The 26,371-nt window shown below is 60.6% G+C and carries 24 protein-coding genes; 19 read left to right on the plus strand and 5 right to left on the minus strand.

The features are described from left to right. The first annotated feature begins 85 nt into the window (after window positions 1–85). On the plus strand, window positions 86–421 hold the full coding sequence (cutA, locus tag HB633_RS28585) for a divalent cation tolerance protein CutA (protein WP_213781499.1): 336 nt from the start codon (window positions 86–88) through the stop codon (window positions 419–421). Beyond that, window positions 414–2,267, plus strand: a complete 1,854-nt coding sequence (dsbD, locus tag HB633_RS28590; RefSeq protein WP_213781500.1) for a protein-disulfide reductase DsbD — start codon at window positions 414–416, stop codon at window positions 2,265–2,267. The genes cutA and dsbD overlap by 8 nt, the downstream gene beginning before the upstream one ends. 66 nt (window positions 2,268–2,333) lie before the next feature. Here dsbD and hemB read toward each other — a convergent pair whose 3' ends face one another. Next, window positions 2,334–3,332, minus strand: a complete 999-nt coding sequence (gene hemB / locus HB633_RS28595; protein ID WP_213781501.1) for a porphobilinogen synthase — start codon at window positions 3,330–3,332, stop codon at window positions 2,334–2,336. 286 nt (window positions 3,333–3,618) lie between these two features. After that, a complete protein-coding gene (gene yihA / locus HB633_RS28600) occupies window positions 3,619–4,284 on the minus strand; it encodes a ribosome biogenesis GTP-binding protein YihA/YsxC (RefSeq protein ID WP_213781502.1) in 666 nt (221 codons plus the stop codon). Between the two features lie 321 nt (window positions 4,285–4,605). On the opposite strand from yihA, the gene HB633_RS28605 reads away from it, so the two are divergent. The 5 genes from HB633_RS28605 to msrQ all read left to right on the plus strand — a co-directional run bounded on the left by HB633_RS28605 (window position 4,606) and on the right by msrQ (window position 10,762). Beyond that, window positions 4,606–5,292, plus strand: coding sequence for a c-type cytochrome (locus tag HB633_RS28605; RefSeq protein WP_213781503.1), 687 nt, complete (start codon window positions 4,606–4,608; stop codon window positions 5,290–5,292). Window positions 5,293–5,499: 207 nt separating this feature from the next. Continuing rightward, window positions 5,500–7,725 (plus strand): cytochrome c biogenesis protein ResB, encoded by a 2,226-nt coding sequence (locus HB633_RS28610; protein ID WP_213781504.1) that lies wholly within the window; start codon window positions 5,500–5,502, stop codon window positions 7,723–7,725. A gap of 4 nt (window positions 7,726–7,729) precedes the next feature. Further along, window positions 7,730–8,932, plus strand: a complete 1,203-nt coding sequence (gene ccsB, locus HB633_RS28615; RefSeq protein ID WP_213781505.1) for a c-type cytochrome biogenesis protein CcsB — start codon at window positions 7,730–7,732, stop codon at window positions 8,930–8,932. Between the two features lie 158 nt (window positions 8,933–9,090). Then, window positions 9,091–10,080 (plus strand): protein-methionine-sulfoxide reductase catalytic subunit MsrP, encoded by a 990-nt coding sequence (gene msrP, locus HB633_RS28620; RefSeq protein ID WP_213781506.1) that lies wholly within the window; start codon window positions 9,091–9,093, stop codon window positions 10,078–10,080. Between the two features lie 10 nt (window positions 10,081–10,090). After that, on the plus strand, window positions 10,091–10,762 hold the full coding sequence (msrQ, locus tag HB633_RS28625) for a protein-methionine-sulfoxide reductase heme-binding subunit MsrQ (RefSeq protein WP_213781507.1): 672 nt from the start codon (window positions 10,091–10,093) through the stop codon (window positions 10,760–10,762). A 62-nt stretch (window positions 10,763–10,824) separates the two neighbouring features. Here the strand turns inward: msrQ and lysA are convergent, their stop codons facing one another. Together lysA and HB633_RS28635 are read right to left on the minus strand one after the other, a co-directional pair. Next, the gene (gene lysA / locus HB633_RS28630; RefSeq protein WP_213781508.1) at window positions 10,825–12,087 is read right to left on the minus strand and encodes a diaminopimelate decarboxylase; all 1,263 of its coding nucleotides are present in this window, start codon (window positions 12,085–12,087) and stop codon (window positions 10,825–10,827) included. 67 nt (window positions 12,088–12,154) lie between these two features. Further along, window positions 12,155–12,454, minus strand: a complete 300-nt coding sequence (locus HB633_RS28635; protein ID WP_213781509.1) for a lipoprotein — start codon at window positions 12,452–12,454, stop codon at window positions 12,155–12,157. Between the two features lie 35 nt (window positions 12,455–12,489). On the opposite strand from HB633_RS28635, the gene cyaY reads away from it, so the two are divergent. Further along, complete coding sequence (gene cyaY, locus HB633_RS28640) at window positions 12,490–12,807, plus strand: iron donor protein CyaY (RefSeq protein WP_213781510.1); 318 nt, start codon at window positions 12,490–12,492, stop codon at window positions 12,805–12,807. A gap of 32 nt (window positions 12,808–12,839) precedes the next feature. Here the strand turns inward: cyaY and HB633_RS28645 are convergent, their stop codons facing one another. After that, the gene (locus HB633_RS28645; protein WP_213781511.1) at window positions 12,840–15,257 is read right to left on the minus strand and encodes a penicillin-binding protein 1A; all 2,418 of its coding nucleotides are present in this window, start codon (window positions 15,255–15,257) and stop codon (window positions 12,840–12,842) included. A gap of 302 nt (window positions 15,258–15,559) precedes the next feature. On the opposite strand from HB633_RS28645, the gene pilM reads away from it, so the two are divergent. The 11 genes from pilM (at window position 15,560) to HB633_RS28700 (ending at window position 26,368) form a co-directional block, all read left to right on the plus strand. Next, the gene (gene pilM, locus HB633_RS28650; protein ID WP_213781512.1) at window positions 15,560–16,549 is read left to right on the plus strand and encodes a pilus assembly protein PilM; all 990 of its coding nucleotides are present in this window, start codon (window positions 15,560–15,562) and stop codon (window positions 16,547–16,549) included. Then, window positions 16,546–17,247, plus strand: a complete 702-nt coding sequence (locus HB633_RS28655) for a fimbrial assembly family protein (RefSeq protein WP_213781513.1) — start codon at window positions 16,546–16,548, stop codon at window positions 17,245–17,247. Before pilM ends, HB633_RS28655 begins: the two co-directional genes overlap by 4 nt. Then, complete coding sequence (gene pilO, locus HB633_RS28660) at window positions 17,244–18,098, plus strand: type 4a pilus biogenesis protein PilO (protein WP_213781514.1); 855 nt, start codon at window positions 17,244–17,246, stop codon at window positions 18,096–18,098. The genes HB633_RS28655 and pilO overlap by 4 nt, the downstream gene beginning before the upstream one ends. An 80-nt stretch (window positions 18,099–18,178) precedes the next feature. After that, window positions 18,179–19,699 carry a type IV pilus secretin PilQ gene (gene pilQ, locus HB633_RS28665; protein ID WP_255581262.1) on the plus strand — a complete coding sequence of 507 codons (1,521 nt, stop codon included), beginning with the start codon at window positions 18,179–18,181 and terminating at the stop codon, window positions 19,697–19,699. Window positions 19,700–19,828: 129 nt separating this feature from the next. Then, window positions 19,829–20,380 carry a shikimate kinase AroK gene (gene aroK, locus HB633_RS28670; protein ID WP_213781516.1) on the plus strand — a complete coding sequence of 184 codons (552 nt, stop codon included), beginning with the start codon at window positions 19,829–19,831 and terminating at the stop codon, window positions 20,378–20,380. 8 nt (window positions 20,381–20,388) lie between these two features. Next, on the plus strand, window positions 20,389–21,465 hold the full coding sequence (gene aroB, locus HB633_RS28675; protein WP_213781517.1) for a 3-dehydroquinate synthase: 1,077 nt from the start codon (window positions 20,389–20,391) through the stop codon (window positions 21,463–21,465). Between the two features lie 215 nt (window positions 21,466–21,680). Then, window positions 21,681–22,907, plus strand: a complete 1,227-nt coding sequence (locus tag HB633_RS28680; protein ID WP_213781518.1) for a deoxyguanosinetriphosphate triphosphohydrolase — start codon at window positions 21,681–21,683, stop codon at window positions 22,905–22,907. Between the two features lie 80 nt (window positions 22,908–22,987). Then, the gene (gene ugpB / locus HB633_RS28685) at window positions 22,988–24,310 is read left to right on the plus strand and encodes a sn-glycerol-3-phosphate ABC transporter substrate-binding protein UgpB (protein WP_213781519.1); all 1,323 of its coding nucleotides are present in this window, start codon (window positions 22,988–22,990) and stop codon (window positions 24,308–24,310) included. Window positions 24,311–24,319: 9 nt separating this feature from the next. After that, window positions 24,320–25,204 (plus strand): sn-glycerol-3-phosphate ABC transporter permease UgpA, encoded by an 885-nt coding sequence (ugpA, locus tag HB633_RS28690; RefSeq protein WP_213781520.1) that lies wholly within the window; start codon window positions 24,320–24,322, stop codon window positions 25,202–25,204. Continuing rightward, the gene (ugpE, locus tag HB633_RS28695) at window positions 25,201–26,046 is read left to right on the plus strand and encodes a sn-glycerol-3-phosphate ABC transporter permease UgpE (RefSeq protein WP_056355499.1); all 846 of its coding nucleotides are present in this window, start codon (window positions 25,201–25,203) and stop codon (window positions 26,044–26,046) included. The genes ugpA and ugpE overlap by 4 nt, the downstream gene beginning before the upstream one ends. A 13-nt stretch (window positions 26,047–26,059) precedes the next feature. After that, a complete protein-coding gene (locus tag HB633_RS28700; RefSeq protein ID WP_213781521.1) occupies window positions 26,060–26,368 on the plus strand; it encodes an antibiotic biosynthesis monooxygenase in 309 nt (102 codons plus the stop codon). The last annotated feature ends 3 nt before the right edge of the window (window positions 26,369–26,371 follow it).

A 26,371-nucleotide genomic window follows, 5' to 3' on the forward strand; every position in this document is an offset into this window, starting at 1 on the left:
TACACCTCTAGGCCGATCGGCTGAATGTTGGCCGTTGGCTCCGGATGCTACGATTGCGTTCATATCAATTGCATCGGAGCTTTCCGTGAATACGACGCCCGTCGTCCTGGTTCTTACGACGCTACCTGATAGCGACGCCGCGTCGACGCTAGCGCAGCAGGTGATCGATGCGCGGCTGGCTGCCTGTGTGACCGAGCTGGGCGTGGTGAAGTCGCGGTATTGGTGGGAGGGAAAGGTCGAGGTGGCTAATGAGCTCCAACTCCTGTTCAAAACGAGTCTCGCGCGCGGCGATGAACTCGCACGGTTCATAGAGTCGAATCATCCTTACGAAACACCCGAAGTTGTCTTGTGGCAGGCCGATGCGTCGGCGGCCTACGGGCAGTGGATCATCGCGGAAACTCAACGTCCTCTTAATGTTTAAGCCCTTCGTTTTCTGCGCACGTCGTTTCGCCGACGTTGCTCTCATATTGTTGTCGTGCTTCGTCCTGATGCTCGGTTCGATCTCGATCGCGCATGCCGCCGACGATTTCCTGGATCCAGCCGTCGCCTTCAAATTCAGCGCAAGCGAAAAACCGGGCGAAATCGATGTGCGATATAAGGTCGCAGACGGCTATTACATGTATCGGGAGCGTTTCGCGTTTGCCGTGAAAAGTGGCACTGCGACGTTGGGCGAGGCGCAATTGCCGGCCGGAAAGGTTCATTTCGACCAGACCTTCAACAAGGACGTGGAGACGTATCGCGGAGAACTGGTTATCCGGATACCGGTAAAACAGGCGTCGGGGCCGTTTGACATTGTGGTGACGTCGCAGGGGTGCGCCGATCAGGGCATTTGCTATCCGCCCGCTGAGCACGTCTATCACGTGACAGGGGCCGCGTTGCAGGCGGCCGGTGCGGCAAGCACACGGGTGCCTACCGCGAACGTCAGCGATGTTCCCTGGTACGACCGCGCAACGAACGCGGACTACGCGCAATCGTTGCTTGAAAGCGGAGGTTTTTTCGCGATCGTCGGGTTGTACTTTGTCGCGGGCGTCGTGTTGAGCTTGTTGCCTTGCTCGTATCCGATGATTCCCATTCTCTCGGCCATCATCATCGGCGAGGGCGCCAAGGTCACGCGGTCGCGTGGGTTCGGGTTGTCGGTCGCGTACGTGTTCGGCATGGCGCTTGTGTACACCGCGCTCGGCGTACTCGCGGCGATGATCGGACAGAGCCTCGGGGGCTGGCTGCAAAATCCGTGGGTGCTCGGCGCGTTCGGGGTATTGCTAGCGGTCTTTGCGCTTACGCTGATCGCCGGTGTAGATATCGCCTTGCCCGCGCGGTGGCAAAACAGCGTCAACGCGGCGTCGCAGAAACGTTCGGGCGGGAAGCTTGCAGCCGTGATCGTCATGGGCGCGCTTTCAGCGCTCGTGGTTGGCGCGTGCATGACTGCGCCGCTTTTTGCAGTGCTGGCGTTCATCGCGCATACGGGTAATGCGCTGCTTGGCGGCGCTGCGCTCTTTTCGATGGGCGTGGGGCTGGGTGTACCGCTGCTGATCATCGGGCTTGGCGCCGGAACGTTGCTGCCGCGGGCTGGCAACTGGATGGACGGCGTCAAGGTTTTCTTTGGCGTTATCTTGCTTGCAGCCGCGCTGTGGATTGTCTGGCCGGTGCTGGGCGCCGTCGTGCAGATGGCGTTGGCTGCGTCGTGGCTGTTGTTCGCAGCGGCCGCGCTAGGGCTGTTTTCGTCGGGCGCGACAGGGATGTCGATCTGGAAACGGCTCGGCCGTGGAATCGGCGCGCTGCTGGCGATCTGGGGCGCTGCGTTGCTGGTGGGCCTTGCTGCCGGTTCAACCGACCCGCTGCGCCCGCTCGCTGTCTTCACCGCACGCGCCGGAGCCGGCACGGCGGTGGCGACCCAAGCATCGGTACCAGGCGAAACCTTCGCGCCGGTCAAGTCATCGACACAACTGGATCTCGCATTGAAAGCCGCTGGGCGGCCGGCAATGCTCGACTTCTACGCCGACTGGTGCGTGTCGTGCAAAGAAATGGAGCACCTCACGTTCAGCGATCCCAGAGTGCGCGCGCGTTTGGCGCAACTCAACCTATTGCGTGCGGACGTGACTGCGAACAATGCCGATGATCAGGCGTTGCTGAAGCGTTTCAAGCTCTTCGGGCCGCCGGGCATCATTTTCTTCGATGCCGAGGGGAACGAGGTCGCACGCGTCGTAGGCTACGAATCGGCCGACAAGTTCTTGCAAAGTCTCGACAAGCTTGCCGCACCGACGACGTAAAGCCTGACGCCCTGTAGAAAGCAAAAAGGCGACGCATGCGTCGCCTTCTCATTCAAACCGCAGCTATTACTTCGAAGCCCGCAGAATTCGCGCGGCATCCAGTGCGAAGTACGTCAGCACGCCATCCGCGCCCGCACGTTTGAACGCCAGCAGCGATTCCATCATGGTCTTGTCGTGATCGAGCCAGCCGTTTTGAGCGGCGGCCTTGATCATGGCGTACTCGCCGCTGACCTGATAAGCGTAAGTCGGAAAACGAAACTCCTCCTTCACGCGATACACAATGTCCAAGTACGGCATGCCTGGCTTGACCATCACCATGTCCGCGCCTTCTTCAATGTCCATGCGCACTTCGCGCATGGCTTCATCGGAATTGGCCGGGTCCATCTGATAGGTCATCTTGTTGCTCTTACCAAGATTTGTGGCAGACCCTACGGCATCGCGGAACGGACCGTAGAACGCCGATGCAAACTTTGCCGCGTACGCCATGATCCGCGTGTGCACGTGGCCATCGCTTTCGAGCATTTCGCGAATCGCGCCGATACGGCCGTCCATCATGTCCGAAGGCGCGACGATATCCACACCCGCTTCGGCCTGTGCACGCGCCTGGTCGACAAGAATCTCGCTGGTTTCGTCGTTGATGACGTAGCCGTGTTCGTCCAGAACGCCATCTTGGCCGTGGCTGGTGTAAGGGTCCAGCGCAACATCGGTCAGCACGCCGAGTTCGGGGAAGTTTTTCTTCAACTCGCGCACGGCACGCGGAATCAGGCCTTCGGGATTCGTTGCCTCCCGGCCGTCGGGCGTTTTCAGCGATGGCTCAATGGCCGGAAACAGCGAGATGACCGGCACGCCCAGCTCCACGCACTGCTCCGCGACTTTCATCAGCAGGTCGACTGAAGTGCGCTCGACGCCGGGCATGGAAGGAACGGCTTGACGCAGGTTCGTCCCTTCGGTGATGAAAACCGGATAGATCAAGTCGTTGGTGGACAAGAGATTTTCACGCATCAGGCGGCGCGAAAAGTCGTCACGGCGCATGCGGCGCGGACGATGATGCGGATAGAAGCTCATGAAATTTGCTCGGATGTTGGAATGCGAGGAATGATCGGAAACAGGCGGGAAGCCAGCCGGCGCGTGCGTCGGCCGTGCCCGGATGCCAGGCGGAAGGCGGCTCCAGAACCATTTCGAGACAATGGTATATCATACCGATCGAGCAAGGCGCTTGACGCCGACCTCCCCGCTTCTCCTCCCTGAGCGGGTGCCTGTGGTGATTCGTAAAGGATTCGATCAGGCTGTTTGACCCGCCGTCATGCGGCGGGTTTTTTTATGCCGGGAGCGTGGAGCGCCCGAGGCCTGCTTACTGTGCTTCATCCGCTGGATCGCTTTCCTCAATTGCCTTTGGAATCAGCCAGCTTTCGATCTTCTCGTGCGCTTCATCGAGGCCAACGCGCTTCAACGCCGAAAAAAGCTGGACCGTCAGTTCGCCGCGATATCCGGATGCGGTGTATTCCTCGAAGGCTTTCTTGGTCGCACGCAACGTATTGATGCTTTCCTGCCGCGTCAATTTGTCGCATTTCGTCAATAAGGCGTGAATCGGCTTGCCGGTCGGCGCAAACCACTCGAGCATGATCTTGTCGAGTTCGGTCAGAGGACGGCGCGAATCCATCATGAGGATCATGCCGACCAACTGGGCGCGACTCTGCAAGTATGTGGACAACAATGCCTGCCAATGCAACTTGGCGTTGCCCGACACCTCGGCGTAACCATAGCCCGGCAAGTCCACCACATGGGCCTTGGGCTGATCGGCCGGGCCAATGGCGAAGTAGTTGATGTGTTGCGTGCGCCCAGGCGTCTTGCTCGCGAACGCGAGCCGCTTCTGGTTGCACAACAGGTTGATGGCCGTCGACTTGCCGGCGTTCGAGCGTCCAGCGAACGCGATCTCCGGCTGCGCCGTAGGAGGCAGATCGCGTAAGTGATTGACCGTCGTGAAGAAACGGGCTTGATGGAGCAGGAATGACGACATGGGAAGACCGAAAGTGAAATTCTGTGGGAACTCGAGCTGTAAGGAGCCACTGAATACTGGGCTTGCCCCGACTGGCGTCTTTGCGTTTAGCGAGTTATTGTACAATACGACGGTCGTACGAAGACCAGCCAGGGCACGCAAGACCCAAGCGGGATAAGGAGTGAGACAGGTTTGAAGGCAGATTTCGGGGCGCGCGGCGGGTGAAATTTTAGCCCGTACCGAACTCGTATCGCGTCCTCTGTCGGGTGTCTTGCAGTGCATCGGTAACCGTCGTTTTGCAGAACCTCACAATTCTCACAAGACGAATAACAGGGTACGCGAATGAACCGACTGTACAAGACTCTGATGGCCTTGGAATTAGCAGCAGCATTCGGAGCGGGGTTGGTAGGCTGGACACTCACGGCGCAGACGGCAATGGCAGCGGAACCCGCGGCGGCCGCCGCGCCAGCCAAACCTGATGTCGCGCGGGGCCAGGCGATTGCCACCCAGGTCTGCGCGGCGTGTCACGGAGCAGACGGCAATAGCGCCGGGGGCGCGTTTCCGAAACTCGCGGGTCAGCATGCCGAGTACATCGTCAAGCAGTTGAAGGATTACAAGACGCAGCCGGGCGCGAAAGAACCGGCGCGCAAGAACGCAATCATGGCCGGTATTGCGGGCGCGTTGAACGAACAAGACATGGTCAACGTGGCTGCATATTTTGAGACACAGAAGGCCAAGCCGGGTTTTGCGCGCGACAAGAACACGGTGCCGCTCGGGATGAAGATTTATCGTGGCGGCGTGACGGATAGAGGCGTTCCCGCCTGCGCCGCGTGTCACGGCGCAACAGGGCTGGGTGTGCCGGTGCAATATCCGCGGTTGTCGGGGCAGTGGGCTGATTACACGGCAGCGCAGCTCACCGCGTTTGCGCAAGGTACGCGCAACAACAGCGAGCCCATGCATACCATCGCGTTGCGTTTGAATGAAGCGGAAGTGAAGGCGGTTGCGGACTACATCGCGGGATTGCATTGATGCGGTAGTCTGCGTTGCGCGAAGGTCTGCTTTAAGATGCGCGCAGCGTTGTCCGGACGTCACAAGCGTCCGGCATAGTTCGAACCCAGTATAAAAAAGCATCACGAAGCCGGTCCAACGAGACCGGTGCAAATAAGAAAAAAGGGTGGGACGCCGGTCATGTACCGGTGCGTCTCCACCCTTTTTTGCTGTTCAGCCGGAGTTTGAATGAGCGTCACCACCTCGGGATTGCAGTCGAAGTCGAGCCGTAGCAGCGTACGTTATGCCATCGAAACGATCAGTTCGATGCGCTTTGCCATCGCGCTGCTCGTGATTCTTGCGATAGCAAGCATCATCGGGACCGTGCTTACGCAGGAAGATCCCTACCCGAATTACGTCAATCAGTTCGGTCCGTTCTGGGCCGATATCTTCCGCGGCCTGAGCCTCTACAACGTGTACAGCGCGTGGTGGTTCATGCTGATCCTGATTTTCCTGGTGATCTCGGTGTCGCTGTGCGTGATCCGCAATGGCCCGAAGATGATCGCGGACATGAAGAGCTGGAAGGATCGCGTGCGGGAAGGGAGTCTTCGTGCGTTCCATCACAAGGGCGAATATCCGCCGGTGACGGGTTCGCGCGCCGAAACGGCCGCCAAGCTGCAGCGGCTTTCCGGCAAGATGGGCTACAAGTTCAAGACGCTCGAGACCGAAAGCGGCGCAACGCTGATCGCGGCGAAGCGCGGCGCGATGACGAAACTTGGCTATATCTCGGCGCATCTGGCGATCGTGGTGATCTGTATTGGCGGCTTGCTCGACAGCAACCTGCCCATCAAGCTGCAGATGTGGCTCTTCAACAAGACGCCGATTGCATCGAACGAAATCATCAACGACATCCCGGCGTCGCATCGGTTATCGACGTCCAATCCTACGTTCCGTGGATATGCCTGGGTGCCGGAAGGGCAGCACGTCGCGACCGCCATCCTGAACCAGCAGGACGGCTCGCTGATCCAGGACCTGCCGTTTTCCATTCAGCTCGACAAATTCATCGTCGACTACTACTCGACGGGCATGCCGAAGCTGTTCGCGAGCGATATCGTCGTGATCGATCATGCGACCGGCAAGCGCATTCCGGCGCGCGTCGAAGTGAACAAGCCGTTTACCTACGACAACATTTCCATCTATCAATCGAGCTTCCAGGACGGCGGCTCCAAACTTTCGATGACCGCCTGGCCCATGTCCGGCGGCAGCACGAAAACGGTGCCGTTCGAGGGCGCGATCGGCGGAACGGCGCCGATGAGCCCGCAAATCATTGGCGGGAAGGGCGAGAGCGTCGAGTTCACCGATTTCCGCGCGATCAACGTCGAAAACATTACCGATGGCAACGGCGCCATCGACGCACGCGGCGTCGGCAAGACGCAAACGCTGCGTCAGGCATTCGATGAACGCCTCGGCTCGGGCGCGAAGACATCGCGGCCGACGGATCTGCGCAACGTGGGGCCTTCGGTGCAATACAAGGTGCGTGGCACGGACGGCCAGGCGCGCGAGTTCAACAACTACATGCTGCCCGTCGACGTGCAAGGCCAGCCGATGTTCCTCGCCGGCATGCGCCTGAGCCCGAACGATCCGTTCCGCTATCTGCGCATTCCCGCCGACGAACAAAGTTCGATCAAACAATGGATGAACCTGCGGGCCGCGCTGGAAACGCCGGCAATGCGGGTTGAAGCCGCGCATCGGTTTGCGAAGCGCTCGGTGCCGGAAGCCAACGCGGATCTGCAGGCGCATCTGGATGAAAGCGCGTTGCGCGTGCTGAATCTGTTCGCTGGTGCTGACGAGACGGGCGCGACAGCACAACCCGGCGCAACGGTTGGCGGATTCCAGGCGATCGCGGCTTTCATCGATAAATCGGTGCCGAAAGGCGAGCAGGAAAAGGCGGCCGGGTTATTGCTGCGTATGCTGGAAGGCGCTACGTGGGACTTGTGGCAAATCTCGCGCGCCCAGAACGGCATGCCGGAAGCGCAAGCGGACGCGAAGAACACCCAATTCGTGCAGTCATCGATCAATGCGCTTTCCGACAGCTTCTTGTATGGCGCGCCTGTTTTCCTGCAACTGGATTCGTTCAAACAAATCCAGGCGTCGGTGTTCCAGTTGACGCGCGCACCGGGTAAAAAAGTGGTGTATCTTGGCAGCGCCTTGCTCGTACTCGGCATTTTCTCGATGTTTTACGTACGGGAACGGCGTCTCTGGTTCTGGCTCAAGGATTCAGCAACGGGCGGCACCAGCGTTTTGATGGCAATGTCCACCGCGCGCCGGACGCTCGATTTCGAGAAAGAATTCGCGCAAACGCGCGACGCGATAGGCGCTGCCCTGGGCGTCAAATCGCAACCGGCGGCGTCATCGTCAGCGTCGGAACCGCCTGCGGACACCAAGTCCACCGGCTCGCAAGATTCAACTCGGTAAGAACATGGACCTCACACAAGCCTCTTCGCAGTCAAAACAGGCGCAACAGCGCGCGGGCAAGGTGCCTGTCGATTCCGACCTGTTCGACGAACGGCCGTTTCTCAAGCGTCTCGGTTTGACCGACTGGCTATTCGCGCTCGCGATGGTAGCCGGCGCGGGTTTCGCGCTGTATCGGTACTACCCGTTCATGAACTACTACGACAAGCTGGTGCTCTGCGCCGCCGTGCCGACGTTCGTGGTGCTCGGGTGGCGCTGGAAACCGGTGCGGTTGCTGATTGCATGCATTGCGCTGCTGTCGCTGTCGTCGCTGCAGCTTTATCACTCGGATCTCGCTCGCGCCGATACGAACTTCTTCCTCAAATATTTCCTGTCGAGCCAATCCGCGATTCTCTGGATGAGCGCGCTGCTCGTGATCGCCACCGTGTTCTACTGGATCGGCTTGGTCACGCGCTCGGCGACTGGCGGTGCGATCGGCTCGAAGATGACCTGGGTTGCGGTGCTGATGGGCTTTACGGGCCTGATGGTGCGCTGGTACGAGTCGTATTTGATCGGCTCGGACGTCGGGCATATTCCCATTTCGAATCTGTACGAAGTCTTCGTGCTGTTCTGCCTGATTACGTCGCTGTTCTATTTGTATTACGAAGAGCATTACAGCACGCGCGCAATGGGCGCATTTGTCCTGCTCGTGATCAGCGCGGCCGTCGGCTTCCTGATGTGGTACTCGATCGCGCGTGACGCACAGCAAATCCAGCCACTCGTGCCCGCGCTGCAAAGCTGGTGGATGAAGATCCATGTACCGGCGAACTTCATCGGATATGGCAGTTTTGCGCTGGCAGCAATGGTCGGCGTGGCTTATCTGGTCAAGGAACGCGGCATTCTGGCGGACCGGTTGCCGTCGCTCGAAGTGCTCGACGACGTCATGTACAAGTCGATCGCCGTCGGTTTTGCGTTCTTTACCATTGCAACCATTCTCGGCGCGCTTTGGGCCGCCGAAGCGTGGGGCGGTTACTGGAGCTGGGACCCGAAGGAAACCTGGGCGCTGATCGTGTGGTTGAATTACGCCGCGTGGCTCCACATGCGGCTGATGAAAGGCCTGCGCGGCTCGGTTGCAGCGTGGTGGGCGCTGACTGGTTTGTTGGTCACGACTTTTGCTTTCCTTGGCGTCAACATGTTCCTTTCCGGTCTGCATAGTTACGGCAAGCTGTAAATTTGCCCTTAAGTACCGGTTAAAGACCGCCATGCATGATTTGCTGGCGGTTTTTTTATTGCGCCGGCGGAATACGTGAAACCAAACAGGTGTTTGCCACGAATATAGATGTACAGCGGCCGCGCTCATGCTGGGCGCACGCATTCAGGAGCATCGAGATGTTAATCAAGAACAAAGACCGGCTTTTTGGCGACGAGATTCCACGCAGCGAAATTACACCGCGTGCGTTTTTCGAGAATCGTCGTCGTGTGTTGAAAGCCGCAGGCGCGCTCGCCGCGACCGGGCTGGTGGGCGTGAACGGAGAAGCGCTCGCGGCAATGACATCGCCCGATGCAAAGGGTCAGAAGCTCGCCGCGACCACGAATACGAAGTTCGTCGCCATGGACAAGGTCACGCCGCTCAAGGACATTACGAGCTACAACAACTTCTACGAATTTGGCACGGATAAAGGCGATCCCGTTCAGAACGCGCATTCGCTGCGGCCGCGCCCGTGGAAGATATCGGTGGAAGGCGAGGTCAAGAACGCGAAGGTGTATGACATCGATGAAATCCTGAAGCTCGCGCCGCTCGAAGAGCGTATCTACAGGCTGCGATGCGTGGAAGGCTGGTCGATGGTGATTCCGTGGATCGGCATTCCGCTTGCCGAGATCGTCAAGCGCGCACAGCCGACGGGCAACGCCAAGTACGTGCAATTCATCACGCTCGCCGATCCGTCGCAAATGCCGGGCTTGTCCACGCCGATTCTCGACTGGCCGTATTCCGAAGGCTTGCGCATGGACGAAGCGATGAATCCGTTGACGCTGCTGACGGTTGGCTTGTATGGCGAGGTGCTGCCGAATCAGAACGGCGCGCCGGTGCGGATCGTCGTGCCCTGGAAGTACGGCTTCAAGAGCGCGAAGTCGTTGGTGAAGATCCGGTTTGTCGAGAAGCAACCGAAGACGAGCTGGAATGAATATGCGCCCGCCGAGTACGGTTTTTATTCCAACGTGAATCCGAACGTCGATCATCCGCGATGGAGCCAGGCAACCGAGCGGCGTATCGGCGAAGACGGATTTTTCACGCCGAAGCGCAAGACGCTGATGTTCAACGGTTACGGTGATCAGGTTGCGTCGCTGTATCAGGGCATGAACCTGAAGGCCAATTTCTAAGGAGCAACGGATGGCTTCGGCTTCCGATGTAAAACCCCGGCCGGCGGCGCGCGTCGCCGCGACGGGCGCGAAGACGAACTGGATCAAGCCGGCGAAGATTGCCGTGTTTCTGGGCGGCTTGTATCCGCTCGCGCGTATTGTTCTGCTGGGATTTACGGGCGGACTGGGCGCGAATCCGATTGAGTTCATCACGCGATCGACGGGTCTCTGGACCCTCGTTTTCCTGTGCATTACGCTTGCCGTGACGCCGGTTCGCCGTCTGACAGGGTTCAACGCGCTGCTGCGATTCAGGAGAATGCTCGGGCTCTTCGCATTTTTCTACGTCGTTCTGCACTTCACGACCTACATCTGGTTCGACAAATGGTTCGATGTCTTCGCGATCCTGAAAGACATCGCCAAGCGGCCGTTCATCATGGTCGGGTTCGCGGCGTTCGTGCTGTTGATCCCGCTCGCGATTACATCGCCGAAAGCGATGGTCAGGAAACTCGGGCGCCGCTGGCAGATGCTGCACAAGCTGATTTATCCGATCGCCGCGCTCGCCATCCTGCATTTTTGGTGGATGAAAGCAGGCAAGCACGATCTGATCTTGCCGAAGATCTACGGCGCTATTGTGGTCGTGTTGTTGGCGTGGCGAGTGATTGTCTGGCTGCGTGGACGAATGACGAAGCCTCGCGCGGCCTGAAGCTGCGGATGAAAAAAGGGCGGCGCCTTGCAGGCGCCGCCCTTTTTTATGGAGCCGAAGAGTCAATCCGGAAAGATGGATTCCCCAGCAAACAAAGCCTTCACTTCTTCACGTTCACGCACCAGCCGCGCGCGTTCGTGATCGACCATCACTTCGGCGGCGCGTGGACGCGTGTTGTAGTTCGAGCTCATCGTGAATCCATACGCGCCGGCCGAAAAAATTGCGAGCAGATCTCCTTGTTCGATGGCAAGCGAGCGATCCTTCCCCAACCAGTCGCCGCTTTCACAAACGGGACCGACGACATCGTAGAGTTCGGCCTTCGCCGCGTTCGTTGCCACTGCTTCAATGCGGTGAAACGCCTGGTACATCGCGGGACGTGCCAGATCGTTCATGGCGGCATCGACGATAGCGAAGTTCTTCTCTGCGCCCGGCTTCAGATATTCCACGCGCGTGAGCAATAAGCCCGCGTTGCCGACCAGCGAACGGCCCGGCTCGAAATACACTTCACGCTCGCCGTGTCCGCGTTTTTTAATATGCGCGAGCACCGCTTTCACGAACTCGCCGATAGCCGGCGGCGTTTCGTCGTCGTAGGTGATGCCGAGACCGCCGCCGACATCGACGTGATGAATCTTCGTGCCGTCCGCTTCGATTTGCTCGACGAGATCGAGCAGTTTGTCCACGGCGTCGAGATACGGGCTCACTTCCGTGATCTGCGAACCAATATGGCAGTCGATGCCGATCACATTCAAATTCGACATGGCCGCGGCTTGCGCATAGGTCGCGCGCGCGTCGCTGAACGCGACGCCGAACTTGTTCGACTTCAGGCCCGTGGAAATGTACGGGTGCGTCTTGGCATCGACATCGGGATTGACGCGCAGCGAAACCGGCGCCTTTTTGCCGGCCGCTTTGGCCACTTCGTTAAGCGCATGCAGCTCGGGAATCGACTCGACGTTGAAGCATTTCACGCCGGCATCGAGCGCCTCGCGCATTTCCGGCGCCGACTTGCCGACGCCCGAAAACACCGTGTTCTCCGCCTTGCCGCCCGCAGCGAGAACGCGTGCCAGTTCCCCGGAGGAAACGATGTCGAAGCCCGCGCCCAATCGCGCGAACACGTTCAACACGGCAAGGTTGCTGTTCGCTTTGACCGCGACGTGGATCGTGGCGCGGTGGCCTTTTGCGGCATCGGCGTAAGCTTGATACGCGTCGGTCAGCGCGCTGCGCGAATAAACGTAAAGTGGCGTGCCGAACTGTTCGGCAAGCGACGCCGCCGAAACGCCTTCGACTTGCAGCACGCCGTCGGCGCGCGAGAATACGGATTGAGTCATGACTTTTCTGGTCCGGCTGACGCGCTTGACGCTAGATGGAAAGCCCCAGGCGCGGCGTGGCGAAATTTTAGTAGCCGGCTGAAGCGGCTTTGGGTACTGAAGCGGACGGTTTCAGGTTGTCGTCAGGGGAAAGCGACAGCGCCTCGCCGGAAGTGTCCGGGACGTCGCTGGAATCGAATGCTGATGACGCCGCGACTGGCGCAACCGTATTGGTTGCGGGCAACGGTTGCATGCTGGCGGGACGCGGTGGAATGGGCGGGGCGACGGGCAAATAAAGCGGTCCGCGCTGACCACACGCGGTGAGCAGCGTCCCGGCGGAAATGGCCAAAGCCGCTACAATCGCGCTCATCCTGAAGACGACTTGCATCACTGTCCCTGAATAATTAATCGACGGAGTTTAGCATGACCGACAACGAATACCTGACGCTCGCCGAGGCCGCGCTGGTGGCTATAGAACGGGATGTGGACGGGCTGGATGCCGACGTGGAATTCGAGCGCAGCGGCAATGTCCTGACGCTGGAATTCGAAAATCGCACGAAGCTGATCGTGAATTTGCAGCCGCCCATGCACGAGTTGTGGCTCGCGGCGAAGTCGGGCGGATTCCACTACAAGTACGTGGATGGCGCGTGGCGCAATACGCGCGATGGCAGTGAGTTCTTCGAGGCGCTCAGCCAGTACGCAACGGAACAGGCCGGCGAGCCGGTTCGCTTTTCAGCCTGAGCTTCGTCTAAAAAGCTCAGGCCGGTGCGTCTTCAATTGCCGCCTTTGAACAGATTCATGATGTCCTGCTTTTCCTGATCGCCGACCTGCGGCGCGGGCGCTGCAGGAATTCCAGGCGATGCGCCGCTTGCGCTTTCCGGCGGCGCCTGACTCACGCCGATGGTTGCAATAAACCCATGTCCCGGCGTGAGGTCATCGAAGTACAGTTCGCCACCCAGCGACACCACATCGGGCGGCATGCTCGACTTGTATTCCGGCACGTCGCGCAATGCCCGGCTCATGTAGTCCATCCAGACGGGTAATGCGAGACCGCCGCCCGTTTCCTTGTCGCCGAGACTGCGCGGCGAGTCGTAGCCAATCCACGAAATCGCCACCAGCGAATGCTGATAACCGGCGAACCACGCGTCGTGCGAGTCGTTGGTCGTCCCCGTTTTTCCCGCGAGATCCGAGCGCTTCAACTGGTTCGTGCGAGCGCCCGTACCGCGTTGCGCCACGCTTTGCAGCAGGCTGTTCATCACGTACGCGTTACGCGGGGTAATCGCGAGCGGTGCGCTTTCTCCGGCAACCAGCGGCTGCGGATGCGAGACCACGGCGCCGCGCGGATCGGTGATATCGGCAATCAGATACGGATTCACGCGATACCCGCCGTTAGCAAATACCGAATACCCCGTCGCCATTTGCAGAGGCGTGACCTGACCGGCGCCGAGCGCCATGGGCAAGTAGGCGGGCTGGCGGGCGGCATCGAACCCGAACTTCGTCACGTAACCTTGCGCGTACTTCGTCCCGATGTTGTTCAGGATGCGGATGGACACGAGGTTCTTCGACTTCATCAACGCGGTGCGCATGGGCATGGGGCCGTCGAAACCGCCGCCGTAGTTCTTCGGTTCCCACGCCTGGCCGCCGGTCTCGGAGGCACTGAAATAAAGCGGCGCGTCGTTGACGATGGTTGCCGGCGACAAGCCTTTTTCCAGCGATGCCGAATAGATGAACGGCTTGAAGCTGGAACCCGGCTGGCGCCACGCCTGCGTGACGTGGTTGAACTTGTTCTTGTTGAAATCGAAGCCGCCGACGAGCGCGCGAATCGCGCCGTCCTGCGGCACGATTGAAACGAACGCGCCTTCCACCTGCGGAAGCTGCGTGATGACCCAGTTGCCGTCTTCGTTCTTCATCAGGCGCACGATTGCGCCCGGGCGCAGGCGCTGGCTCGGCTGCGCGCGCGTGCTCAGTGCACTTGCGACAAACCGCAGGTCGTTGCCTTGAACGGTGGCCACGTTGCCATCGATAAAACTCGCCTTGACCTGCTTCACGTTCGCCGATGTGACGACCGCAGCAACAATCTCGCCGTTGTCCGGATGATCGACGAGGGCGTCGTCAATGGCTTGCTCTCGATCGTCGGGATCGGCCGGCAAATCGATGAAACCTTCCGGCCCGCGATACCCATGCCGGTGTTCATAATCCATCAGCCCTTTTCGCAGCGCGCGGTAGGCCGCGTCCTGATCGGCGGAATCGATGGTCGTCACCACGTTCAGGCCCAGCGTATAAGCCTCTTCACGATATTGCGCGTACATCATCTGGCGGACCATTTCGGCCACGTACTCGGCGTGCACGCTGAATTCGCGCCCCGCGCCTTTCACGACCAGCGGCTGCTTCGCGGCTTGCTCGTACTGTTCACGCGTGATGTAGCGCAACTCGTACATGCGCTCGAGGATGTACTGCTGGCGAACCTTCGCGCGCTTCGGATTGACGACGGGGTTGTATGCCGACGGCGCCTTGGGCAAGCCGGCGAGCATTGCGGCTTCTGCAAGCGTGATGTCCTTGATGTCTTTCCCGAAATAAACCCGGGCGGCGCTCGCGAAACCGTACGCGCGCTGTCCCAGGTAGATCTGGTTCATATAGACCTCGAGAATCTGGTCTTTGGTCAGTGCGCGCTCGATCTTGTACGCGAGCAGCATCTCGTAAATCTTGCGGGTGTAGGTCTTTTCGCTCGACAGGAAGAAATTGCGCGCGACCTGCATGGTGATCGTGCTCGCGCCTTGCGATGCATGGCCGTTTGTCAACGCCACGGTGCCGGCACGCAGGATGCCGGTCAGGTCAACGCCGCCGTGATCGTAGAAACGGGCGTCCTCGATGGCGAGCACTGCTTTTTTAAGATAATCCGGCACATCCTGGATGCGCACGACGCTGCGCCGTTCCTCGCCGAATTCCCCGATCAGCACGTGATCCGCGGTGTACACACGCAGCGGCACTTTCGGACGATAGTCGGTGAGCGCGTCGAGCGACGGCAGGTTGGGCTGCGCGACAACAAGCGCATAACCCAGCACGAGTACGGCGCTGGCGATCAATCCGAAAATACAGATCATCAGCCCGAGCAGGAGCCTGATCCAGAGCGGACGACGCTTGCCTGGTTCGGACTGACGGGACGGCGGGGACGACGGAGACTGAGATTGCATGGCACCACCAAAAAACGGTCCCGCGATTATAGCCGCCCCACTTTGCGGCTTTCGCCCGGCTTACTCGGCTGTTGCGCGGAGGTCTCGGAAGCGTTGATTTTTGTTGGAATAAGCGTTGACTGAATGACCAAGTCTAACGTTTGCGGCACGCCTATCCGAGCCGTAATGCCGCCGTTTGGAGCCACTTGGCGCCATTACGTTAGCCATTTGGCTGAATGGTGACAACCACGCTTGCTGCCCACAATTCTTTCATTGCCAGCGCCCGAACGGGTCGGCGCGCGGCCGGACAAGAGAGGTAGAGCATGGGTACGCAAGCGGCATTGCGTGGATCGGTTTTGACGGTAACCCGGCGTTTCGCGGCGGGTATCGACGTAAGCGAGCGGGCAGTTCGATTGGCGGTTGTGAGCAAGCGGCTGCAGGCAAACCGGCCGGTCTGCGTCGAGCGGCTCGAGGAAGTCTTGTTGCCGAAGGGCGCGGTGGTCAGCGGCGATTTCATCGATCGGTCCACAATTTCAGCGGCGTTGCGCGAGGCGTTTTCGCGGCTGCCGGCGCGTGGCGCCCTGCGCTCGCTTCGGTGCGCAATGGCATTGCCTGCGTCGGCGACACTCACCACACGCGTATTGCTTGAAAAGCTGTCGAACGAGCGCCAGAAGCCCGGTCGCGATCCGCGGGGCGTGCTCGAACCGGCGGTGCTAGCCGAGGCCGAGCGTGTGGCGGGTATTGAACGTGGCGCGCTGTCGGTGGATTGGTCGATCTATGAACGTAATGACGGCTGTACGGAGGTGTCCATCGCCGCCACCGCCCGCCAATACGTGGAGTCGCGCGTGGAGGCGGCAGCGGGCGCCGATATCGCGCTGAGCGCCATCGACGGCGAACCCGGCGCTGCGTTGCGCGCGTTGTGTTATTCCGCCGCTATGGAAATCGATCGGGAGGAGCGCTTTGTCGCGTGCTGGGTCGAGGGTTCGGGACTGCATGCGTGGGTTGTCGGCGAAGATGGCGTGGAGAACGAGATGCGTTATCCGTCGCCGGAATACTCGAGCGCGATCGAGGCGTTGACGGATCTGGTCGGCAGCGGGCCGCGCGTGCACTGGTTCTACATCGGCGGGGACATCGAGCTGCTGCAGCGGGCGGGTGTATCGACGCAAATGCTTGCCGTCGCGTTCGGATGTCCTGTCATGCCGTTCGAATGCGCGCCGTTTTGCAATGGCGCGCAACGCGTGGACGAGCGCCTCGCGCATTCGCCCTTGTTTGCCGTTGCGCTGGGACTTGCGCTGCGCGAGGTGATGCCATGAGCGCGGTCGGATTGCATGCTTTTAATTTGCTGCCGTATCGGCCGGGTGCACGGCGTCGTGCGCGCAATCGCGCGTTGGCGCTGCTCGCCGGAGCAAGCGTCGCGGGATGCAGCGCGGTCGGCGCGGTTGCCGGGTGGGATGCGCTGACGCGCGCTCGTCTTGACGAGCAACGTGTGGTGCTGGATCACGCGTTGGCAAAGTTGAGCGGGCCTTTGGTAGAGCACGCGCGGCTGGCCGAGCAGGAAGCCTTGCGGCGGCGCGCGGAGAGTACGGCCGTGCCGATTGCCGAGCCGCGCGCGCGGTTCCTCGGCTTGCTCGATGCATTGGCGCAGGGCGCATCGCAGGGAAACGTGGGTTTGCAGCGCGTGACGCAACGCGTGAGCGAAGTGGAGCTTGCTGCAAGTGCGCCGGATTCCCAGGCTGCTGCTGCATGGCTGAAGGCGCTTGAAGTTGTACCGGGCGTGCGGGCTGTCGAGATTATCGAAATGCGGCGGCGAGTGACTTCCATGCGGTCACCGTCAGTAAAAGACGTGCGGGCAGCTTCGGCGGGCATGCAGGACAGGTCTGGCGGGTACGATTTCATCGCGATTGTGCGATGGGCCGACGGTTTGAGCAGCGCGAAGAATGCGAAGGAGCTCAAGGTCGGCAAGCGCGGGCTTTCGTCGTCGAAATCTGCCGCCCGGAGAGACACGCGATGAAAACGCCACACGCACTCCAACGCGCGAATCTTTTCGGACTGCTGGCCGAGCCTGTTGATGCCTGGAGCAACTGCAGGATTGCAGTGACGGGTGTCGTCGTGGGCGCTCTGGTGTTTGCATCGGGTGCTGCTCTATGGCGTTCGGCCGATCTGAGCGGCACGCAAGCAAGCCGCTCGGCGCTGGACGAAGCGCAGCAACGACTTGATCGCGCACGCGCCGTGGCCGGCGAGTTGCCCGCAATGCGCACGCGGCTTGGCGGTGACGCGAGCCCTTCGCGCTGGACGATCGCCGACGCGCTTCATGAAATCACCGCGCTTGCCGCTCAAAGCGGATTGCGGATCGGGACAGTGGAACCATCGGCGCAGAAGGGCGAGGGCATCGAGATCGAGCGGCCGCTGCGGTTTCGCGCGGAAGGTTCGTTCGGTGAGATCCGGCGCTTCATGGAGGCGCTCGAGGGATTGCCGCGTCTGGTCGTTCCGGCCGACGTGCAGATGAAGCGAGATGCTTTGGTCAGTAATTCGCTCGGGCTCGATGCAACCCTGCGGGTATTCGAGGCGTTGCCGGCTGTATCGCGTCCTGAGCCATCGCGGCGGGACGCATTCGCCATCGATCCATTCGGCGTGAAAAACAGTCCCGGCCCCGGCGATGCAAGCGCGATGCTTCTAGTAGGCACCTTGCGCAGCCAAAGCCGTTCGATGGCGCTGCTGGAAACCGCTGCAGGCGTCGATGGATTCGCACCGGGTCAAACGGTCGGCGACGAGCGGCTTGGCCGCGTGCGCGCGCGTTCGATCGAATTGCGTCGTGGCGATGGTGCTGTGCGGACAATCGGTATTGCCGAGGATCGGCCATGAGCTTCGTTCGTTTCATGTTTCGACGGCATGGAGCGGCGCACTGGCGGACTGCGACGGTCCGGGGCGTCGCCGCCATCTTGATGCTGCAGGCGTTCGACGTTGGCGCCGCTATTGCGCCCCTTCCGCCCTTGCCACCTCTGCCGGCGAACCTTCCGCTGACGCTGCCTACCGATCAGTTTGCGGAAGACTCGCCGGCAGAGGTTCCAGCGCAAGCTGCGGCCGAACCGTCCCAGGACGATGGCGCGTGGCTCGCGCCGGCCAACGCCCCGGCACCCGCCGCGCCGGCTGCAACCATCGACGCCGCCCCGCCGCTCGAAGGTCCGCCCACGCCGTTGCCGCCTGTGGAGCGCATGAGCCGCAGCGCGCCTGATCGGTCAAACGTCGCGAGCGACGACGGCAAGCCGATCTCGCTGAACTTGAAAAACGCAGACCTGAGCGCCGTGCTTCAAACATTCGCGAAGTTTTCAGGCGTGAACATCGTGGCGAGCGACAAGATTCGCGGGCAGGTATCGATCAATCTCGTCGACGTCCCGTGGCGGCGCGCGTTCGACACGCTTCTCGACGTCCACGGCCTCGCCATGGAACGCCACGGCGACGTGATCTGGGTCGCCCCGATGACCGAGCTGGCGGCGCGCGAGCGTCTGCGCTACGAGGCCCATGCGCGTGCCGCGGACCTGGAGCCGCTCGGCAGCCGCACGTTCGTCCTGCGCTACCCGCGTGCCGACGACGTCAGAAAGTTGCTCACCGGGTCGGGCAGCCAGCGTGTGTTGTCGAAGCGCGGTTCCGTCATGGCTGACGCCCGCACGAACCTGCTCTTCGTCACCGACCTTGAAGCGCGCGTTGCGCAGATCGGCGAGTTGATCGCGCGGATCGACCAGCCCACGCCGCAAGTGATGATCGAGGCGCGCATCGTGGAAGGCGATACCGGTTTTTCGCGCAATCTTGGCGTGAAGCTGTCCATGACACCCACGGGCGAGGGCACCGCACGCGGCTTGGTGGCGGGCACGGACGGCGCGGTGCTCGATCTGTCGGCGCGGCCCATCGGAGGATTCGATGCAGCCACGGCGGGCCTCACGCTCTTCGCCGCGCAGGCAACGCGGCTGCTGAATGTCGAGCTGAGCGCGCTCGAAGCAGAAGGGCGCGGCGAAATCGTATCGAGTCCGCGCGTGGTCACGGCCGATCGCGTGAAGGCGATCGTCGAGCAGGGCACGGAATTGCCGTATCAGGCCAAAGTCGGAAACGGCGTTTCGGGCGTGCAGTTCCGCCGCGCTGCGCTGAAGCTGGAGGTGGAGCCGCAAATTACCCCGCATGGACATGTGATCCTGGACCTGGATGTATCGAAGGATAGTGTTGGCGAGCAGACCGCGGCGGGTCCGGCGATCAACACGAAACACGTCCAGACGCGCGTGGAAGTGGAGGACGGCGGCACGGTGGCAATCGGCGGGATATATTCGAGCGACGAGCGCGTAGACGTCACCCGCGTCCCGTTGCTCGGTAAAATCCCGGGATTGGGCTGGCTTTTTCGTCACACTGCGCGCCGGAATTCGCGCAGCGAACTGGTCATTTTCATCACCCCACACATCGTCCCGGCGCGCTTGTGAAGGCCGCCGGCAAGCCTGTGGCGAGCGTTCGGCAAGCCCCTTCGGCTCGACAAAGCGGTCCTTTTGCCTTTAAGCTCCCGCACGAACGGGACCAGAATCGGGACCGGAATCAACGCAAAGGTAAGCGAGTTGGAAGCCGGGCAAACGAACTCGAACGTATTTTTCGTCGGACTCATGGGGGCAGGCAAGACCACCGTGGGGCGGGCGGTTGCGCGCCGCTTGCAGCGTTCGTTCATCGATTCCGACCTCGAAATCGAGGCGCGCACGGGCGCGCGCATTCCCGTGATCTGGGAAGTCGAGGGTGAAGAAGGCTTCCGGCAGCGGGAGGCGGACGTGATCGAGGAGTTGTCGCGCCGCGAGAATATCGTTCTCGCGACGGGCGGCGGCGCGATCCTTCGCCCCGAAAACCGCAATCATCTGAAGAGTCGCGGCCTAGTGATCTATCTGCGCGCCACGCCGCACGAGCTTTGGCAGCGCACCCGCCGCGATAAAAACCGGCCGCTGCTGCAGACCGACGACCCGCGCGGCAAGCTGGAAGCGCTCTACAAAACGCGCGATCCGTTGTATCAGGAGTGCGCGCATTTCATCGTGGAAACGGGGCGGCCGACGGTGAATAACCTCGTCAACATGGTGTTGATGCAACTGGAGATGGCCGGCATCGCCAAGCCGGCTACGTCATAATGTCGGCCATGATTACCGTAAATGTCGAACTGGGCGATCGCGCCTATCCCATCCATATTGGAGCAGGACTGATTGGCCGCACGGAGCTCTACGCGCCGCATATTGCGGGGTCGTCGGTTGCCATTGTCACCAACACCACGGTCGATCCGCTTTACGGCGATGCGCTGCGCGCCGCGCTCACGCCGCTCGGCAAGAAGGTCACGACCGTCATTCTCCCCGATGGCGAAGCGCACAAGAATCTCGACACGCTCAACCAGATTTTCACCGCGCTCCTGACTGAGCGCGCCGACCGCAAGACCACGCTGATTGCGCTGGGCGGCGGGGTGATCGGCGACATGACCGGGTTCGCCGCAGCGAGCTATATGCGCGGGATCCCGTTTATCCAGGTGCCGACCACGCTGCTTTCGCAAGTGGATTCGTCGGTGGGCGGCAAGACTGGCATCAATCATCCGCTTGGCAAGAACATGATCGGCGCGTTTTATCAGCCGCAGGCGGTGATCGCTGATATTGGCGTGTTGCGCACGCTGCCGCCGCGTGAGCTTGCCGCCGGTATTGCGGAAGTGATCAAGACTGGCGCGATTGCCGATAGCGAGTTCTTCGACTGGATCGAGGCGAACACGCCCGCACTGAACGACTGCGATGCCACCGCGCTCGCGCATGCGGTAAAGCGCTCGTGCGAGGTGAAGGCATCGGTGGTTGCCGCCGACGAACGCGAAGGCGGCCTGCGCGCGATTCTCAACTTCGGACACACCTTCGGTCACGCAATCGAAGCGGGACTCGGCTATGGCGAATGGCTGCATGGCGAGGCGGTGGGAACGGGCATGGTCATGGCTGCGGATCTTTCGGTGCGGCTCGGCCGGCTGGATGAAAAATCGCGTGCGCGTCTGATTCGCGTGATTGCAGACGCCAGGCTTCCGGTGAAAGCGCCGGCTCTGGGCGCGGATCGTTATATCGACTTGATGAAAGTCGACAAGAAGGCCGAAGCAGGCGAGATCAAGTTCATCTTGCTCAAAAGGTTCGGCGAGACCGAAATCGCGGGCGCGCCGGATGAAGCCGTTCGCGCAACGCTCGCGGCCAGCATCTGAGCGGCTGCGTTCAACAATCATTTCCGGGTGAAGCTGCACCGGCTTCCCGGCGCCGCGCGAGCGTTTGAAAACGCGGCTTTAAAAAAGAACAAAGATCCAACGAACAAAAAGGGCAAGAGGTCGACTCGGACAATGGCCGCTGACCGGACGCGGTTGACGCTGCGTTCAAGCGCAGCTTTTGCCGGGCAGAACAGGACGATGATTCGGAGCAGCCGGTGAGCGACAAGACATTGCAGGTTTCCAGCATCACACCGACGCCATTCGCACTCGAGGCGCATCTCGCGCCGTTTGCGGCGCATTCCGCGCAATCTCGCGGTCGCCGTTTCGAAGAAAAAGCGCCGGTCGCGCGCACCGAATTCCAGCGCGACCGCGATCGCATTGTTCACTCGACTGCATTTCGGCGGCTGGAGTACAAGACGCAGGTTTTCGTGAATCACGAAGGCGACCTGTTCCGCACACGCCTGACTCATAGCCTGGAGGTCGCGCAGATCGCCCGTTCTGTCGCACGCAATTTGCGCGTGAACGAGGATCTGGTCGAAGCCATCTCCCTTGCGCACGATCTCGGCCATACGCCGTTCGGCCATGCCGGGCAGGATGCGCTGAACGAATGTATGAGCGAGCACGGCGGCTTCGAACACAACTTGCAGAGCCTTGTGGTTGTCGATGAACTCGAGGAACACTATGGCGCATTCGATGGCCTCAACCTCTGCTTCGAGACGCGCGAAGGCATTCTCAAACATTGTTCGCGTGAAAACGCGCTGAAACTCGGTGAACTGGGCGAGCGCTTTTTGAACCGCAAGCAACCGTCCATCGAAGCGCAGATTGCGAACGTGGCCGACGAAATCGCCTACAACAATCACGATGTCGACGATGGCCTGCGTTCTGGCCTCATCACGCTCGACCAGCTTGCTAACGTCGCGCTCTGGCAGACGCATTACGAAGCCGCGCGGGAGGAATACCCGAACATCGAAGGACGCAGGCTGATTCACGAGACCATTCGGCGGATCATCAATACGCTGATCGTGGATCTGATCGAGTCGACGAACGCGAACCTGGCGCGGGTCAACCCGCAATCCGTGGACGATGTGCGCAACGCCCCCGCTCTTGTCGCGCACGGGCCGGCCGTCGCGGCCCAGGCCGCCGAGCTCAAGCGCTTCCTGTACAAGAACCTCTATCGCCATTACCGCGTGATGCGTATGGCGAACAAGGCGCAGCGCGTGATAACCGGCCTGTTCAAGGCGTTCATCGACGACCCGCGCTTGCTGCCGCCGGACTACCAGGCGCGCGCGCCGGCCGCGGAAGAGTCGGCGAACGATAATCATGCTTCCGCGGAGGCGGGTAACACCACGCAGGCAAGGCTGATCGCGCATTACATTGCGGGAATGACGGACCGGTACGCGCTAAAAGAATACGGACGTCTGTTCGTCATCGATGACAACTAGAATCGCGCGTTCGAGGAATTTTCAAATCCTCCTTCGCGATAAACACGCAAACTTCACCCGGGTTCAAGGAGACGTTACTCATGAGTAGTCGTAAGCTGCTGGTCAGCTCCATTTCCCTCGCCGCCGCTCTCGCGTTTGGCGCAAGCCAGGCGCAGGCCGCAACCGAAATCCAGTTCTGGCATGCAATGGAATCCGCGCTCGGTGAGCGCGTGAACGACATCGCGAACGACTTCAACAAGTCGCAGAGCGACTACAAGATCGTGCCGGTCTTCAAGGGCAGCTACGACCAGACGCTGGCGGCGGGCATTGCAGCGTATCGCAGTGGCAACGCTCCGGCCATCCTGCAAGTCTACGAAGTCGGCACGGCCACGATGATCCAGGCCAAGAAAGCCGTGATTCCCGTCTCCGACGTCTTCAAGCAAGCCGGCGTTCCGCTCGACGAAAAGGCGTTCGTGCCGACCATCTCGAGCTATTACAGCGACTCGAAAACCGGCCATCTGATTTCGATGCCGTTCAACAGCTCCACGCCCGTGCTGTACTACAACAAGGACGCGTTCAAGAAGGCGGGCATCGATCCGACGCATCCGCCGAAGACCTGGGGCGAACTCGAAGCCGATTCGAAGAAGTTGAAAGCGGCCGGCATGTGCGGGTATTCGTCGGGCTGGCAGAGCTGGATTCAGCTCGAAAACTACAGCGCATGGCACGGCGCGGCGTTTGCGTCGAAGAACAATGGTTTCGATGGCACCGACGCCGTCCTCGAATTCAACAAGCCGCTGCAGGTCGCGCACATCCAGTTCCTGCAGAACATGGCGAAGGACGGCACGTTCACCTACGTTGGCCGGAAGGACGAGGCGGTATCGAAGTTTTATAGCGGCGATTGCGGCATCGTGACCAATTCGTCGGGCTCGCTTGCCAACATCAAGAAATATGCGAAGTTCAGCTTCGGCACGGGCATGATGCCGTACGACGAAAGCGTGAAGGGCGCGCCGCAGAACGCGATTATCGGCGGCGCGAGTCTTTGGGTGTTGTCGGGCAAGGACGCGGCAACGTACAAGGGCGTCGCGAAGTTCCTCGCGTATCTGACGTCGCCGGCGGTTGCGGCGAAATGGCATCAGGACACGGGTTATCTGCCGGTCACGACGGCCGCGTACGAACTGACGCAAAAGCAGGGCTTCTATGACAAGAATCCCGGCGCCGATACCGCCATCAAGCAGATGCTGAACAAGCCACCGTTGCCGTTCACGAAGGGCTTGCGTCTGGGCAACATGCCGCAGATCCGTACGATCGTCGACGAAGAACTCGAACAGGTCTGGGCGCAAAAGAAGACGCCAAAGGAAGCACTGGATTCAGCCGCATCGCGTGGCGACGATCTGCTGCGCCGATTTGAAAAAGCTGGAAGCTAAGAGCGCACCATGGAAAAACGATCGCGGTTCAATACGAGCCTGCTGCCTTACCTGCTGGTCGCGCCGCAGCTCGCGATCACCGCGCTCTTTTTTCTGTGGCCGGCGGGCGAGGCGCTGTGGCAGGCCACGCAGACGCAGGACGCGTTTGGGACATCGAGTGAGTTTGTCGGGCTGGCGAACTTCAAGCAGATCTTCACTGATCCGCTCTACCTTTCTTCGTTTAACACGACGATCATCTTCTGCACGCTCGTCACCGTGTCCGGCCTTGTCATCTCCCTGCTGCTTGCGGCGTGCGCCGATCGCGTGACGCGCGGCGCAAAGACGTATCAGACGCTGTTGATCTGGCCGTACGCAGTGGCGCCTGCGATTGCCGCCGTGTTGTGGTCGTTTTTGTTCAATCCGAGTATCGGCCTCGTGACTTATGCGCTCGCGAAATACGGCATCGTCTGGAATCACGCGCTGAACGGTTCGCAGGCCATGTTTCTCGTAGTGCTGGCTTCTGTGTGGAAACAGGTGAGCTACAACTTCCTGTTTTTCTACGCCGGGCTGCAGGCTATTCCGCGCTCGCTGATCGAAGCTGCAGCCATCGATGGCGCCGGTCCCGTGCGCCGCTTCTTCGGGATCGCGTTGCCGTTGTTGTCGCCAACCAGTTTTTTCCTGCTGACCGTGAACGTGGTCTACGCCTTCTTCGATACCTTCCCGGTTATCGATGCCGCAACCGGCGGCGGCCCGGCGCAGTCCACGAAGACGCTCATCTACAAGATCTTCGCCGAAGGTTTCCAGGGCCTCGATATCGGCAGTTCCGGCGCGCAGTCCGTCGTGCTGATGGTGATCGTGGTGGCGCTGACCATCGTGCAATTCCGCTTCATTGAACGTCGGGTGCAGTACTCATGATCGAGAACCGTCGCGGTTTCGACCTCTTTTGCCACGCGGTGCTGATCGTGGGCGTGGTGCTGGTCGTGTTTCCGGTGTACATCGCATTTTGTGCGGCCACCATGAGCGAAGCTGAAGTCTTCAACGTGCCGCTCTCGCTCGTGCCGAGCACGCATTTATTCGAGAACGTCGCGCACATCTGGACGCATGGCAGCGGCAGCGCGGCAAGTCCGTTCGGCCGCATGCTGATGAACAGCCTTGTCATGGCGCTGGTGATTTCCATCGGCAAAATCGTCATTTCGATGCTGTCCGCGTATGCCATCGTGTTCTTCCGCTTTCCGTTCAAGAACCTCGCGTTCTGGCTCATTTTCATCACGCTGATGCTGCCCGTCGAAGTGCGGATTTTTCCGACGGTGCAAGTGGTTTCATCGATGCATATGAGCAATACGTACGCAGGTTTGACGTTGCCGCTGATTGCGTCGGCGACAGCGACGTTTCTGTTCCGCCAGTTCTTCATGACGCTGCCCGATGAACTCATGGAGGCGGCGCGCATCGACGGCGCCGGCGCGTTGCGTTTCCTGTGGGACGTGGTGCTGCCGCTCTCGAAGACGAACATTGCGGCGCTCTTCGTGATCACGTTCATCTATGGCTGGAACCAGTACTTGTGGCCCATCCTGATCAGCAGCGACCAGTCGATGCAAACCGCGGTCGTCGGCATCAAGAGCATGATCGCTTCGGGCGATACGGCCACCGAGTGGCATCTCGTGATGACCGCGACCTTGCTCGCCATGTTGCCGCCGCTCGCCGTCGTGCTGAGCATGCAGCGCTGGTTCGTGCGTGGTCTTGTCGATTCGGAAAAATAATGGAGGCTCTCCAATGATCCTTGAAGTCGCTCAATTGCCGGTGAAGGCCGGCGAAGAATCTGCGTTCGAAACGGCGTTCGCCCAGGCCGCGAAGATCATCTCGGCGCAGCCGGGATATCTCTCGCACGAGCTCGTGCGTGGCGCCGACGCGAACAATGGCTCGCAATACGTTTTGCTCGTGCGATGGGAAAGCGTCGCGGCCCATCAGGACGGCTTTCGCAATTCCGCCGATTACCAGAAGTGGCGCGAATTGCTGCACACATTCTATGAACCGGGTGTCGCGGTCGCGCATTTTGCGACGGTCGCGGGCGCACTGAAATAAGGC

Origin of the sequence: Caballeronia sp. dw_276 (genome assembly GCF_018449635.1) — a bacterium.
Classification (GTDB): domain Bacteria; phylum Pseudomonadota; class Gammaproteobacteria; order Burkholderiales; family Burkholderiaceae; genus Caballeronia.

What these genes read in the sequence shown, in the direction of transcription:
- dsbD (WP_213781500.1), top strand. Translation starts at nt 414, where the DNA reads ATGTTTAAGCCCTTCGTTTTCTGCGCACGTCGTTTCGCCGACGTTGCT.
- hemB (WP_213781501.1), bottom strand. Translation starts at nt 3,332, where the DNA reads ATGAGCTTCTATCCGCATCATCGTCCGCGCCGCATGCGCCGTGACGAC.
- yihA (WP_213781502.1), bottom strand. Translation starts at nt 4,284, where the DNA reads ATGTCGTCATTCCTGCTCCATCAAGCCCGTTTCTTCACGACGGTCAAT.
- HB633_RS28605 (WP_213781503.1), top strand. Translation starts at nt 4,606, where the DNA reads ATGAACCGACTGTACAAGACTCTGATGGCCTTGGAATTAGCAGCAGCA.
- HB633_RS28610 (WP_213781504.1), top strand. Translation starts at nt 5,500, where the DNA reads ATGAGCGTCACCACCTCGGGATTGCAGTCGAAGTCGAGCCGTAGCAGC.
- ccsB (WP_213781505.1), top strand. Translation starts at nt 7,730, where the DNA reads ATGGACCTCACACAAGCCTCTTCGCAGTCAAAACAGGCGCAACAGCGC.
- msrP (WP_213781506.1), top strand. Translation starts at nt 9,091, where the DNA reads ATGTTAATCAAGAACAAAGACCGGCTTTTTGGCGACGAGATTCCACGC.
- msrQ (WP_213781507.1), top strand. Translation starts at nt 10,091, where the DNA reads ATGGCTTCGGCTTCCGATGTAAAACCCCGGCCGGCGGCGCGCGTCGCC.
- lysA (WP_213781508.1), bottom strand. Translation starts at nt 12,087, where the DNA reads ATGACTCAATCCGTATTCTCGCGCGCCGACGGCGTGCTGCAAGTCGAA.
- HB633_RS28635 (WP_213781509.1), bottom strand. Translation starts at nt 12,454, where the DNA reads ATGCAAGTCGTCTTCAGGATGAGCGCGATTGTAGCGGCTTTGGCCATT.
- cyaY (WP_213781510.1), top strand. Translation starts at nt 12,490, where the DNA reads ATGACCGACAACGAATACCTGACGCTCGCCGAGGCCGCGCTGGTGGCT.
- HB633_RS28645 (WP_213781511.1), bottom strand. Translation starts at nt 15,257, where the DNA reads ATGCAATCTCAGTCTCCGTCGTCCCCGCCGTCCCGTCAGTCCGAACCA.
- pilM (WP_213781512.1), top strand. Translation starts at nt 15,560, where the DNA reads ATGGGTACGCAAGCGGCATTGCGTGGATCGGTTTTGACGGTAACCCGG.
- HB633_RS28655 (WP_213781513.1), top strand. Translation starts at nt 16,546, where the DNA reads ATGAGCGCGGTCGGATTGCATGCTTTTAATTTGCTGCCGTATCGGCCG.
- pilO (WP_213781514.1), top strand. Translation starts at nt 17,244, where the DNA reads ATGAAAACGCCACACGCACTCCAACGCGCGAATCTTTTCGGACTGCTG.
- pilQ (WP_255581262.1), top strand. Translation starts at nt 18,179, where the DNA reads ATGCTGCAGGCGTTCGACGTTGGCGCCGCTATTGCGCCCCTTCCGCCC.
- aroB (WP_213781517.1), top strand. Translation starts at nt 20,389, where the DNA reads ATGATTACCGTAAATGTCGAACTGGGCGATCGCGCCTATCCCATCCAT.
- ugpB (WP_213781519.1), top strand. Translation starts at nt 22,988, where the DNA reads ATGAGTAGTCGTAAGCTGCTGGTCAGCTCCATTTCCCTCGCCGCCGCT.
- ugpA (WP_213781520.1), top strand. Translation starts at nt 24,320, where the DNA reads ATGGAAAAACGATCGCGGTTCAATACGAGCCTGCTGCCTTACCTGCTG.
- ugpE (WP_056355499.1), top strand. Translation starts at nt 25,201, where the DNA reads ATGATCGAGAACCGTCGCGGTTTCGACCTCTTTTGCCACGCGGTGCTG.
- HB633_RS28700 (WP_213781521.1), top strand. Translation starts at nt 26,060, where the DNA reads ATGATCCTTGAAGTCGCTCAATTGCCGGTGAAGGCCGGCGAAGAATCT.